11 protein-coding genes are annotated in these 11,894 nt (G+C 66.5%); 9 read left to right on the top strand and 2 right to left on the bottom strand.

Annotated features, from left to right (window positions below; genetic code table 11):
- Nucleotide 1 precedes the first annotated feature (1 nt).
- The 8 genes from CEY11_RS12735 to CEY11_RS12700 all read left to right on the top strand — a co-directional run bounded on the left by CEY11_RS12735 (nucleotide 2) and on the right by CEY11_RS12700 (nucleotide 8,933).
- Nucleotides 2-871: a MaoC/PaaZ C-terminal domain-containing protein gene (locus tag CEY11_RS12735; protein WP_088603784.1), complete on the top strand. Its 870-nt coding sequence runs from the start codon at nucleotides 2-4 to the stop codon at nucleotides 869-871.
- An 11-nt stretch (nucleotides 872-882) separates the two neighbouring features.
- Nucleotides 883-1,296 carry a Zn-ribbon domain-containing OB-fold protein gene (locus CEY11_RS12730; protein ID WP_088603783.1) on the top strand — a complete coding sequence of 138 codons (414 nt, stop codon included), beginning with the start codon at nucleotides 883-885 and terminating at the stop codon, nucleotides 1,294-1,296.
- Nucleotides 1,293-2,468 (top strand): thiolase, encoded by a 1,176-nt coding sequence (locus tag CEY11_RS12725; protein WP_233154863.1) that lies wholly within the window; start codon nucleotides 1,293-1,295, stop codon nucleotides 2,466-2,468. The genes CEY11_RS12730 and CEY11_RS12725 overlap by 4 nt, the downstream gene beginning before the upstream one ends.
- Nucleotides 2,469-2,496: 28 nt before the next feature.
- On the top strand, nucleotides 2,497-3,729 hold the full coding sequence (locus CEY11_RS12720) for an acyl-CoA dehydrogenase family protein (RefSeq protein WP_088603782.1): 1,233 nt from the start codon (nucleotides 2,497-2,499) through the stop codon (nucleotides 3,727-3,729).
- Nucleotides 3,730-3,895: 166 nt separating this feature from the next.
- Nucleotides 3,896-4,885 (top strand): Bug family tripartite tricarboxylate transporter substrate binding protein, encoded by a 990-nt coding sequence (locus CEY11_RS12715; protein ID WP_088603781.1) that lies wholly within the window; start codon nucleotides 3,896-3,898, stop codon nucleotides 4,883-4,885.
- A 92-nt stretch (nucleotides 4,886-4,977) separates the two neighbouring features.
- The gene (locus CEY11_RS12710; RefSeq protein WP_088604021.1) at nucleotides 4,978-5,901 is read left to right on the top strand and encodes an NAD(P)H-dependent flavin oxidoreductase; all 924 of its coding nucleotides are present in this window, start codon (nucleotides 4,978-4,980) and stop codon (nucleotides 5,899-5,901) included.
- A 62-nt stretch (nucleotides 5,902-5,963) separates the two neighbouring features.
- Nucleotides 5,964-8,150: an acetate--CoA ligase family protein gene (locus tag CEY11_RS12705; protein WP_158215299.1), complete on the top strand. Its 2,187-nt coding sequence runs from the start codon at nucleotides 5,964-5,966 to the stop codon at nucleotides 8,148-8,150.
- Between the two features lie 6 nt (nucleotides 8,151-8,156).
- Complete coding sequence (locus CEY11_RS12700) at nucleotides 8,157-8,933, top strand: enoyl-CoA hydratase/isomerase family protein (RefSeq protein WP_088603779.1); 777 nt, start codon at nucleotides 8,157-8,159, stop codon at nucleotides 8,931-8,933.
- A gap of 226 nt (nucleotides 8,934-9,159) precedes the next feature.
- Here the strand turns inward: CEY11_RS12700 and CEY11_RS12695 are convergent, their stop codons facing one another.
- A complete protein-coding gene (locus CEY11_RS12695; RefSeq protein WP_233154862.1) occupies nucleotides 9,160-10,158 on the bottom strand; it encodes a Bug family tripartite tricarboxylate transporter substrate binding protein in 999 nt (332 codons plus the stop codon).
- A 185-nt stretch (nucleotides 10,159-10,343) separates the two neighbouring features.
- Here CEY11_RS12695 and CEY11_RS12690 point away from each other — a divergent pair, with 185 nt between their 5' ends.
- Nucleotides 10,344-11,408 carry a LacI family DNA-binding transcriptional regulator gene (locus CEY11_RS12690; protein WP_088603777.1) on the top strand — a complete coding sequence of 355 codons (1,065 nt, stop codon included), beginning with the start codon at nucleotides 10,344-10,346 and terminating at the stop codon, nucleotides 11,406-11,408.
- A 37-nt stretch (nucleotides 11,409-11,445) separates the two neighbouring features.
- On the opposite strand, the gene CEY11_RS12685 is transcribed toward CEY11_RS12690, so the two are convergent.
- Nucleotides 11,446-11,826 (bottom strand): helix-turn-helix domain-containing protein, encoded by a 381-nt coding sequence (locus CEY11_RS12685; protein ID WP_088603776.1) that lies wholly within the window; start codon nucleotides 11,824-11,826, stop codon nucleotides 11,446-11,448.
- Between the last annotated feature and the right edge of the window lie 68 nt (nucleotides 11,827-11,894).

The following is an 11,894-nucleotide window of genomic DNA, read 5'->3' as shown; positions in this document are numbered from 1 at the left end:
CATGGATGCCCCGCGTATCGACCGGGAGCGCCTGCTGCAGTGGCCGTTCGAAGACGTATACCAGCACTACACCGCCAAGGACGCCATGCTTTATGCATTGAGCCTGGGCCTGGGTGCGGATCCGGTCGACCGCGACGAGCTGCGCTTCGTCTACGAGAAAGATCTGCGCGTGCTGCCGACCTTCCCCGTGGTGTTGTGCCATCCGGGGCCGTGGAATGCCGATCCCGCGACCGGCATCGTGCGCAACCGGGTGCTGCATGGCGAGCAGGGCGTGATCCTGCACCAGCCGCTGCCGCCCGAGGCGCGCCTGCGCGGCCGCACCCGCATTGTCGACGTGATCGACAAGGGGGAAGGCCGCGGCGCGCTGGTCTATACCGAGAGGCAGATTTTCGACGCCGATACCGGCGCTCCGGTCGTCACCCTTAGCGCCACTTCGTTCTGCCGCGCCAACGGCGGCTTCGGCGGCCCGAGCGGGCCGGTGCGCCAGCCGCATTCCATACCCGAACGGCCCGCCGATCACGAGATCGACTGGCCAACCTTGCCGCAAACCGCGCTCTGGTACCGCCTGAATGCCGACTTCAACCCGCTGCATGTCGATCCCGACGTGGCCGCCAAGGCTGGCTTCGAGCGGCCGATCCTGCACGGCCTGTGCACCTTCGGCATCGCGGCGGCCGCGGCGCTCAAGGCGCTGCGCGAGGATCCCGCCCGCGTAGAGGCGCTCGATGTGCGTTTTTCGGCGCCGCTTTTCCCGGGCGAAACCATCAGCGTCGAGGTGTGGCGCGACGGCGACGTGGTGTCGTTCCGCGCCTGGGTCAGGAGCCGCGCGGTCAAGGTACTGGACAACGGGCGCATCCGGCTGCGCCGATCCTGAAGGAAACCAGCATGAAATCGACTCAAGGCAGTGCCGCTCAGGCGGGCGGCGAAGGGGGCGTGCAGCGCGCGTATTTCGCGTTCCTGCGCGAAGGGAAGTTCATGATCCAGCGCTGCGAGCATTGCGCGCGCCATGTGTTTTATCCGCGAGCCTTGTGCCCGCACTGCGGTGCGTCCGAGCCCGGCTGGGTGCCGGCCCAGGGCGGCGGCACCGTCTACGCCTCGAGCGTGGTGCGCAAAAAGCCCGAGGACGGCGGCGACTACAACGTCGCGCTGGTGGATCTGGACGAGGGCGTACGCATGATGAGCCGCATCGACGGTATCGCCCCGGATCAAGTCCAGATCGGAATGCGGGTGGTGGCCCGCATCGTCGACGCGGCCGACGGGTCGATGGTGGTGTTCAATCCCCAAGGAGATGCAGCGTGACCTCATTGCATGATTTGCGCGGCGCGGTCGCCATCGTCGGGGTCGGGCAGGCCGGCTGCGGCGACGCATCCGGCTTCACCGAAATGGAAATCCTTGCACAGGCCAGCCAGAAGGCGGTTGCCGACGCCGGCCTGACGATGCAGCAGATCGACGGGCTGGCGACCGCCAGCAGCTCCTCGGCGATGTGGGGCCTGTCGGTGGTCGAATACCTGGGGCTGCGGCCGCGCTTCATGGACAGCACCATGATCGGCGGCTCGAGTTTCGTTGCCCACATCCTGCCGTCGATGCTGGCGCTGGCCTCGGGCCAGTGCGATGCGGTGCTGGTGTGCTATGGCAGCACCCAGCGCACTGCGACCATCAACCGCGCCGCGATCAAGAAGGCGCGGCGCCAGCTCGAGCCGCAACCCTACGAAGATCCCTACGAACCGCTGCCGCCGCTGACCTCGTATGCGCTGGCCGCGTCGCGGCACATGCATCAGTACGGCACCACCCGCACGCAGCTCGCGCACGTCGCGGTGGCGGCGCGGAAGTGGGCGCAGCTCAACCCGGAAGCCTATGCGCGCGGGCCCTTGAGCATCGAAGACGTATTGAATTCCCGCATGGTGTCCGACCCGCTGACGGTGCGCGACAGCTGCCTGGTGAGCGACGGCGCGGCGGCCTATGTCATGGTGCGCGCCGATCGCGCCCGCGACCTGCCGCAGCCGCCCGTATACGTGCTCGGCAGCGGCACGGCAATGTGGAACAAGCAGATCTCGTCCATGCCGGATCTTACCGTCACGGCGGCGGTCGATTCGGGGCAGCGCGCCTACCGGATGGCCGGGCTGGGGCCGCAGCAGATGGATGTGCTCGAGCTGTACGACGCCTTCACGATCAACACGCTGCTGTTCCTCGAAGACCTGGGTTTCTGCCCGAAGGGCGAGGCCGGCCGCTACGTCGAAAGCGGCGCCATCGCGCCGGGCGGCAGCCTGCCGGTCAATACCAATGGCGGCGGCCTGTCTTGCGTGCATCCCGGCATGTATGGGGCGTTCATCACGGTCGAAGCGGTGCGGCAGCTGCGCGGGGCTTGCGGCGAACGCCAGGTGGCGGGCGCGGCCACCGCGCTGGTGCATGGCAACGGCGGCACGCTGTCGAGCCAGTCGACCACCATTCTGGGCACCGCCGATACGCTGTAGGCTGCAGGGAAAGAAGGGAAAGAATTACATGGATTTCGAGATCGATTCGGATACGGTGCTGTTCGCCGATGGCCTGCTGCGCTTCATCGACCAGGAAGTGGTGCCGCTGGAGCAGGCCAACCGCGCCCTGTTCGAGAATGAACGCAATTTGTACCAGGAGGACGGCCGCTTCGTTCCCGAAGTGCGGGAACTGCGCCGCAAGGTGCGCATGCGCTCGGCGGAACTGGGCTTCTACGGCGCGTTCGCGGCCGAAGAGCTGGGTGGGCTGGGCCTGGGCGTGCTGGCCAATGTGCACGTGCAGGAACAACTGAACCATCGCTATGGGCCGGCGCGCAAGCTGATACAGACGGTGGTGCTGCCTTCGCCTTTCACCAACGGTCTGTCGCCGGTGCTGCGGCATCTGGATCCCGAGGTGTTCGCGCATTACCAGGAGGGCATCGCCTCGGGCGAGAAAACCTTGTGCTTCTGCCTGAGCGAACCCGACGCCGGCTCGGATGCCTTCGCGATCAAGACGCGCGCGGAACGCAGCGGCGACGGCTGGGTGATCAGCGGCACCAAGCAATGGATCACCAATGCCCCGTATGCCGACTATGCGATGGTGTTCGCCGTCACCGATCCCGAATTGGCACAGCAGCGCAAGGGCGGCATCACCGGGTTTTTCGTCGATACCTCCGACCCGGGCTTCACCGTAAGCTCGGTGATCCCGACCATGGGGCACCTGGGTGCGGAAATCGGCGTGGTCGTGCTTGATCAGGTGCGCGTGGCCGACGATCACCGGCTCGGGCCGGTCGGCGAAGGGCTGTCGAAAGCGTTGTCCGGTGTCCATGCGGGGCGGCTCAGCATGGCGGCCAGCTGCGTCGGGATGGCGCGCTGGGCGCTGGATCTGGCGGTCGATTATGCAAAGGTGCGGCGCACTTTCGGCAAGCCGATAGGCGAGCACCAGGCCGTGCAGCAGTTGCTGGCCGACAGCGCCATCGATATCTACGCCGCCAAGAATATGGTGCAGAACTGCGCCTGGCGCATCGCGCAGGGCGAGCGGGCAATTGCCGAAACCTCGATGGTGAAGGCGTTTGCCACCGAAATGCTGAACCGGGTCATGGATCGCAGCATCCAGGTGCATGGCGCGGTTGGCCTGTCCAATGCACTGCGGCTGGAAGAGGGCTATCGCCTGGCGCGGCAGATGCGCATTCCCGACGGCACCGGCGAGATTCAACGGCGCATGGTGGCGCGGGCGCTGCTGCGCGGCAATTGCAATCTATAGCCGATGCGGGCATTGGCGTAAGCAGAACGATCCTTTGCCGCTTCGTCAAGCCTGGCCGCCGGCCGCCGCCTAAGATCGATATGCCATCGGCCGCGTCGTGCGGCGAGGCCGGCAGACAACACACAGCAAGTGCCCACGGGCCGAATTTCTCAAGGAGACGAACTTGATGCTCTCGATTCTACGCCGCGCCTGCGGCTTGTTGATCGCCATGTCGGCGTTCGGTTTGGGCGCCGTCATACCGGCCCATGCCGACGGTTATCCCAGCCACTCGATCCGTCTGGTGGTGCCGTTCCCGCCGGGCGGCGCGACCGATACCGTGGCGCGTCTGATGGCGGACTCGATGGCCAAGTACCTGAAGCAGCCCATCGTGGTCACCAACCGCGGCGGTGCCGGCGCGATCATCGGCGCCGAGACGGTGGCCCAGGCGGAGCCGGACGGCTACACGATTCTCTATACGACTGCCGGCGTGCACGTGATCAACCCGGCCATCTATCCGCACCTGCCTTACGATCCCGTCAAGAGCTTTACCTTCGTCGGCCTGACCAACGGCGCGCCGCTGGTGCTTACCGTGCTCGCCAATTCGCCGTTCAAGAACGTGCAGGAATTGATCGCGTACGCGAAGGCGCATCCGGGCAAGCTGAGTTACGGCTCTGCCGGCGTCGGCACTTCGCTGAACCAGTCCGGCGAGATGTTCAAGCAGGCTGCCAAGGTCGATATTCTGCATGTCCCGTACAAGGGCGCCGGCCCGGCTCTGGTCGACTTCCTGGCGGGGCGCGTATCGATGATGTTCGGGTATGTCGGTTCGGCCTTGCCGAACGTCAAGTCCGGCAAGGTGCGCATCCTGGCGATCGGCAGTCCGAAGCGCCTGCCGTTGATCCCGGACGTGCCGACCGTCGGCGAAGTGCTGGGCCTGTCCGACTACGACGCTGATACCTGGACGGGTATCGCCGCACCGGCCGGCACGCCCGCCGCCGTGGTGGAAAAGCTGAACCAGGCCATTGCCCACGCCCTGCAGGACAACAAGAAGTATTTGCTGGACAATGGTTATGTAATTCTGGGCGGCTCGCCGCAAGAAATGCAAGCCAAGGTCACCAAGCAGCTCCAGACCCTGACGCCCTTCATGGCCAAGGTAATGGGCAAGGCGAAAGCGCAGTGAACCAAGTATCTCCACCCGTTCTTGACCGTCCGCAATCCGAGGCGGTGGCCTCCTTGCTCGGCTCCCTGCGCCTGCCGGTGATCTGCTCGCCGATGTTCCTGGTGTCCAATCCCGAGACGGTGGTCGCCCAATGCGCCAGCGGGGTGCTGGGCGCGGTGCCGGCGCTCAATGCGCGGCCGCAGCCGGTGTTCGACGAGTGGCTGGCGCGCATCGAGGACGGCCTGGCGGCGCATCGTGCGCGTGCCGCCGCTGCAGGGGCCGCCTATGCCGGCACCTCGGCGTACGCGGTCAACCTCGTGGTGAAAGCGGAAAACCAGCGGCTCGCGGACGACCTGGCCAGCTGCGTGCGCCACCGCGTGCCGCTGGTCATCAGCAGCCTGGGGGCGCCGACCGAAGTGGTGCGGGCGGTGCATGGCTACGGCGGGCTGGTGTTCCACGACGTCACTTCGCTGCGGCATGCCGAGCGCGCCCTGGCGGCCGGTGTCGACGGCTTGATCCTGGTGTGTGCGGGGGCCGGCGGCCACGCGGGGGCGCTGAGCCCGTTTGCCCTGCTTGGCGAGGTGCGGCGCAGGTTCGACGGCCCGCTGGTGCTGGCCGGGGCCATCGGCGACGGCCGCTCGATACTCGCGGCGCAGGTGATGGGCGCCGATCTGGTCTACATGGGCACCCGCTTCATTGCCACCGAAGAGTCGTCGGCCGTGCCGGCATACAAGCAGATGCTGGTCGAGTCGCGTGCGGCCGACGTGGTCTACACGCCGCATTTCTCGGGTATCCCGGCCAATTATCTGGCGGCCAGCATCGTCGCGGCCGGCCTCGACCCGCGCAATCTGCCGGTCGTCGATGCGGCCGCGGTGCGCGCCCGCGGCGACCGGCAGAAGCGCTGGCGCGACATCTGGGGCGCGGGCCAGGGCGTAGGGGCGATCGGCGACGTGCCGCGCACCGCGCAACTGGTGGATCGACTGGCAATCGAATACGAAGAGGCGCGCGCGCAATGGCGTGCCCGATTGGCCCCATGAGGGCCGCGGACATGGCCGCGCCAGGCGGTGGCGAGCCGGTATCAGCACAGGAGCAAGTCAAGGTGGAAAGTCTGTCTTCCCTATTCGCCCCGCGCGCAGTCGCGCTGGTCGGCGCCTCGCAGGACACCAACAAGATCCGCGGGCGTCTGCTGAAGCTGCTGCTCGACGGCGGCTACAGCGGCAAGGTTTATCCGGTCAATCCCAGCAGCAAGCAGATCCAGGGCCTGGCCGCCTACCCGAGTGTCGATGCGCTGCCCGAGCCGGTGGATCTGGCCCTGATCGCGGTGGCGGCCGATCAGGTCATGGACGTGCTCGAACAATGTGCGCGGCGCGGCGTCAAGGCGGCGGCGATCTTCAGCGCCGGCGGCCACGCGCCGGTCGGCGAGCGGCTGCAGGATCACGTCGCCGCGTTCGCCGCCCGCAGCGGCATCCGTATTCTGGGGCCCAATGCCGAAGGCTACCTGGACGCGGATGCGCGCGTGGTGGCGACCTTCAGCCCGACCCTGGAAGTCGTGCCCCTGCCGGCGCCCGGCACGGTAGAGCGGCGCCACGGCGTCAGCATTGTCTCGCAGTCGGGAGCCAGCGCCTATGCCCTGTACAGCCGGGCGCGCGCCTTGCACATCCCCATACGCCACCTGGTCTCGACCGGCAACGAAGCCGACGTGGAGCTGCTCGAGGTGGTCGATTATCTGATCACGCTGGGCACTTCGCGCGCGATCATGCTGTTCGTCGAGGGCTTCCGCAATCCCGAACGGCTTGCCGGCGTGGCCCAGCGCGCACTGGCTGCCGGCATCGTGCTGCTCGTGGCGAAAATCGGCCGTTCGGGCGCCGGCCAGCGCGCCGCGGTCTCGCATACCGCGCACCTTACCGGGGCCGACACCGCCTACGATGCGGCATTCGAACGATACGGCCTGCTGCGCGCCGATCGTCCTGAACAGATGCTGGCGCTGGCCGCGGCGGTCAGCGCAGGCATGGAGCCGGCCGGACGCAAAGTCGGCATCATTACCACCTCGGGCGGCGCGGGCGGCTGGGCCGCCGACATCTGCGAGGCCGAAGGGCTCGAGGTGCCGCCGCTGGAACCGGCCTTCAAGCAGCAGCTCGCCACCATCGTGCCCGACTACGGCTCCTCGGAAAACCCGGTGGACGTGACCGCGCGCGTGGTCGAGGACGGCGGCCAGACCCTGATGAATATCCTGGAGCTGGTGTCGGCCGCCGATGGCATCGACATCGGGCTGATCATCGTCTCGATGGTCACCTCGAACCGGGTGCGCGATGTGGCCGAGCGCCTCGCGCCCATGCTGCAGGCCAGACGCCGGCCGCTGGTGTTCCATTCGCCGGGCGAGCCGGCCGCCGAGGGCATGCAGCTGCTCAGCGAGATCGGCGGCCTGCACATGCAGCTGGGCGACTTCGCGTATGCGATGCGCCGCCTTTGCGAACACCGCGAATTCGTCGAACGCTGGCGGCGAGCGGGCGCAGCGTCCGGTAGCGCCGCAAGGGACGCGGCGGCTGCTCCGCGTATTGCCCTGGATGCCGCGGCCGGCTCGCTGGATCCGGCGCAGACCCGTGCGCTGCTGTCCGCCTATGGCGTGTCGATGGCCGAAGAGGCGGTGGTGGCCACGCCGCAAGAGGCCCGCGCGGCGGCCGCGCGCATCGGCTTTCCCGTGGCGCTGAAAATCGTGTCGCCCGATGTCCCGCACAAGACCGAAGCCGGTGGCGTGGCGCTCGGGCTGGCCGACGAGGCCCAGGTAGCCGCGGCCTACGACCGCATCATGCAGAACGTACGACGCCACGCGCCGCAGGCGCGCATCGAAGGCATCCAGGTGCAGCGCATGATGACACAAGGCCGCGAGATGGTGGTCGGCGTGGTCAACGATGCCGATTTCGGCCCGATGGTGATGCTGGGCTTCGGCGGCATTTACGTCGAAGTGCTGCGCGATGTGGTGTTTGCGCTGGCGCCGCTGGATCTGGCGGGCGCCCACGCCATGATCGAGCGCCTGCAGGGCGTCGATATCCTGCGCGGTGCGCGCGGCCAGGCGCCGGCCGACCTCGACGCGCTGGCGCGCTTCTTGGTGGCGGTGTCCGAACTGGCGGCGGCGTATCCGCGGCAGATCGCCGAAATCGATCTCAATCCGGTCATGCTGTTCGAGCGCGGCGGCGGCGTGTGCGCCGTCGATGCGCTGGTGGTGGCGGCTGCGCCCGCAGCGGCCGGTTCACGGCACGAAGACGCAGCGGTGGCGAAGGCGGAGTAAACAAACATGGCGGAAATCGAATTCAAGCGCGTAGGCGCGGTCGCGCACATACTGATCAATCGCCCGGAGCGCAAGAATGCGCTGGCCGGCGACATGCGCGCGCAATTGGCCGAGGCATTCCTGCGCGCGCATGTCGACGACGAGGTGCGGGCGGTGCTGTTGACCGGCGCTGGCGACAGTTTTTGCGCCGGTGCCGATGTCTCGAAAATGGCGCCGCGCGACGTAAAGGACTCGCGCATGCAACTGCAGCAGAACGCGCATGTCCTGATCCGCAATCTTTACAACATCGAGAAGCCGGTGATTGCCGCGGTGCGCGGCATCGCGGTCGGGATAGGCCTGAGCATGATGTTGGCATGCGATCTGGTGGTGGCTTCCGAGACCGCGAAGTTTTCGTGTATTTTCGCGCGGCGCGGGCTGGCTCCCGATTCGGGCGCGGTGTTCTTTCTGTCGCGCGCCATCGGCATGGCGCGGGCGCGCGAGCTGGTGTTCAGCACACGCTTCTTCTCGGCGCAAGAGGCTGCCGCGCTGGATCTGGTGACGCGTGTGGTTCCCGACGATGCGCTCGAGCGCGAGGCGCTGGAACTCGCCGAGGCCATGGCGGCGCAGCCGACCTATGCGCTGGCCATGGCCAAGAAAATGTTCCAGTTCTCGCTGTCGCCCAGCCTCGACCAGTTCCTTGAAATGGAGGCGCTGATCCAGCCGCAGATCCGGCAGACGGCCGATTTCCAGGAGGGCGTCGCGTCCTTCAAGGAAAAGCGGCCGGCGCGCTTCGTCGGGCGCTGAACGGCGCCGCGGCCTGGCCCATTCCGGCCAAAGCCACGCCAGGCCAGGCTAGAGCATTTCCAGTTCAGGTATTTACATGCTTCGAAGCAATTGCATTAGACAAGCGCCACGAAAACCCGGTAAACACTTGAGCCAAACTCGCTCTAGGCTGTAGGCAGCGCCCGTCTTGGCGCAGCCTGGCCCGGCTGGTGCCTGCGTGGGCCACGCCTTGCCCGCCGAGCCGGGCTCAATTTATCTTCATGCCCGCTTCTTTGGTGAGCTTGTGCATGTTCGCCAGGTCCTTCTTGATCAGGGCTTCGAACTCGCCGGGGGTGGACGACAGGACTTCGTATCCTTGCGCCTCCAGCGGCTGGCGGAACGCGGGTGATTTGAGGATGCTGCCCATTTCCCAGTTGAGGCGGTCGACGATGGCTTGTGGCGTGCCGCGCCGCACCAGTATGCCGTTCCACACGACGGACACCACGCCCGGCAGGCCTTCTTCGGCGAAGGTCGGAACCTTGGGCAGCACGGGCGAGCGCTTGGTGTCGGCCACGGCCAGCAGGCGTACCTTGTCGCTGTCTTTCAGCGGCACCAGCGCCGGCAGGTTGTTGAACATCATCGGAATAGTGCCGGCCAGCACGTCCATGAGCGCCGGCGCGCCTCCCTTGTACGGCACGTGCACCAGCTTGATGCCAGCCTGCCTCTGGAACAGGACGCCGGCCAGGTGCATGGTGTTGCCGTAGCCGGCCGAGCCGAAGGCGATGTGGCCAGGGTTTGCCTTGGCCGCGCGGACGACGTCGGCCACCCGCTTGTACGGGGTCTTCGAGCTGACCACCAGTACGTTGGGCATCTGGTGGGTAAGGGTGATCGGCTGCAAGTCCTTGACCGGATCGTAGCCTATGTCGGCATACAGATTGGGGTTGATCGTCAGCGTACTGGCCGAGCCCAGCAGCAGCGTATAGCCGTCGGCCGCCTGGCGCCGCGCCACGTAGGCGGAGCCGATATTGCCGTTTGCCCCCGGGCGGTTCTCGACCACCACCGACTGGCCCAGGCGCTCGCCCAGCGCGTGGCCCAATGAGCGCGCGAACTGGTCGGCCGCACCCCCCGGCGGATAGGGCACCACCAGCGTGATGGGCCGGCTGGGGTAGGCGCCGGAAGCTTGCGCCACGGCGGCCTGCGGTACGTCCAGCATGGCGCAGACCGCAAGGCTGGTAAGGCAGCGGAACAACATTTGTCGGCGGTTCATTGAGTTTGTCTCCTATTCAAAGTGGGCCCTGTCTCCCGCAAAGCCGCTGCCACTCGACAGGTGGGTGGCATTGCCTGCCAGGCTTTCCGGCGTATTTCCGCGGCATGTTTTCTTATATTTATGTTACCGCTAACATCGGATAGAGTGTAAAGTTCTTATCCGTCACGGAACCATAGGTGAAAACCATGAACCAGCCCAGCAGCCGGCGCGCCTCGCGCCGCAAGGCAGGCACGCGAACCATCCGCGACGTGGCCGCACTTGCCGGGGTTTCGTCCATCACGGTCTCGCGCTACTTCAACAGCCCGGAAAAAGTGTCCGAGGCCGTGCGCGAGCGCCTGCGCGAGATCATCGAGCGCATAGGCTATGTACCGAGCCAGGTGGCCGGCGGCCTGGCTTCGGGGCGCGGGCGCGTGGTGTGCGCGGTCATGCAGAACATTGCCAGCGCGACATTCGCCGACCTGGTCAAAGGCATGACCGATGAGCTGCAGGCCTCCGGCCTGCAGCTGCTGTTGGCCAATGCACGCTATTCCCGGTCTTTGGAAGAGGATGCGATCCGCGCGTTCGTGGGCTGGCATCCCAGTGCGCTGATACTGACGCGCGACGACCATACCCCTGCCGCCGAAGCCATGTTGGGCGCGTTGAATATTCCCATCGTCGAGGCATGGGGCTTTGTGGATGGCCGGCCCTTCCACCAGGTCGGCTTTCCTCATGCAGAGGCCGGAACCGAATTGGCCAGGCACTTTCTGGAGCAGGGCGCCAAACGAGTGCGCTTCGTGCTGCCTTTTGCCGAAGAAGATTTTCGCGCGACCCAGCGCGCCGAGGGGTACGCCCGAGCCATGGCGGCGGCCGGCCTGGCCCCGGACGTGCGCAGGGCCGATGCAAGCGATGACTACGAGGCCGGCGCGCGCGAGATCGCCGCCTTGAAGGCGGGGCCGCGCGATACGCGCCCACAGGCCATCATCTTCACTAATGACTATATGGCCGCGGGGGCCATATTGCACGCTGCCGATTGCGGGGTTCGCCTGCCGGCGGACTGTGCGATTGCGGGTTTCGGCGGTGCCGGGATTGCCGCCAGTCTCAAGCCGGCCTTGACCACGTTGCGGCCGGGCCGCTATGAAATCGGGCAGCAGGCGGCCCGCACCGTGCTGCGCTTGCTTGCCGCGAGCCCCGAGCCCGAGCCTGTCGCCAGCCGCACGCTGGTGCCGTGCGAGCTGCTTGTCCGGGAAAGCAGCAAAGTCGTGCTGTCCTGAGCCCGATCGGGGCCCGGTTGCCTTGCCTTTTGCGCGATCATTGGCCGCCGGACAGCGAGGTGATGAGGCTCAGGACGGTGCTTTCGACGAGCTGGCGGTCGTGCACCGAAAGATTCCAGTAGGATTGCGGCGGAATGCGCTCGAACGGCCACGTGTGTGTGGATCCTTTGGGCCCGGGCTCGTCCACCAGGGGCTCGCTGAGGGGGACGGGATCCATTTCGCCTTTGCCGTGCCGCAGCCAGAATGCATTGACCTTCAAGGCTTCGGCCAGACCGAATATATCCTTGGGCGCGGCGCGATTGCCGCTTTCGTAGTTGGCGATGGCCCCTTGCGACAAGCCGCAAGCAATCGCCACCTCGGCTTGAGTGAGGTGGCGCAGCTTGCGGGCGTGGCGCATGCGCTCGGCAAAGGTATTCACATTCGTGATTGAATAATGTTATTCAATCACGTTGGTAATATTGACAACCACAATTGTGATTAAAAGTT

Origin of the sequence: Candidimonas nitroreducens (assembly GCF_002209565.1) — a bacterium.
Classification (GTDB): Bacteria; Pseudomonadota; Gammaproteobacteria; order Burkholderiales; family Burkholderiaceae_B; genus Candidimonas; species Candidimonas nitroreducens.
The sequence above is the reverse complement of the archived record's forward strand: the minus strand, read 5'-3'. Positions and strand labels throughout refer to the sequence as shown.

Coding starts and splice junctions, on each gene's coding strand:
- CEY11_RS12735 (WP_088603784.1), top strand. CDS start 2: ATGGATGCCCCGCGTATCGACCGGGAGCGCCTGCTGCAGTGGCCGTTC.
- CEY11_RS12730 (WP_088603783.1), top strand. CDS start 883: ATGAAATCGACTCAAGGCAGTGCCGCTCAGGCGGGCGGCGAAGGGGGC.
- CEY11_RS12720 (WP_088603782.1), top strand. CDS start 2,497: ATGGATTTCGAGATCGATTCGGATACGGTGCTGTTCGCCGATGGCCTG.
- CEY11_RS12715 (WP_088603781.1), top strand. CDS start 3,896: ATGCTCTCGATTCTACGCCGCGCCTGCGGCTTGTTGATCGCCATGTCG.
- CEY11_RS12710 (WP_088604021.1), top strand. CDS start 4,978: ATGTTCCTGGTGTCCAATCCCGAGACGGTGGTCGCCCAATGCGCCAGC.
- CEY11_RS12700 (WP_088603779.1), top strand. CDS start 8,157: ATGGCGGAAATCGAATTCAAGCGCGTAGGCGCGGTCGCGCACATACTG.
- CEY11_RS12695 (WP_233154862.1), bottom strand. CDS start 10,158: ATGAACCGCCGACAAATGTTGTTCCGCTGCCTTACCAGCCTTGCGGTC.
- CEY11_RS12690 (WP_088603777.1), top strand. CDS start 10,344: ATGAACCAGCCCAGCAGCCGGCGCGCCTCGCGCCGCAAGGCAGGCACG.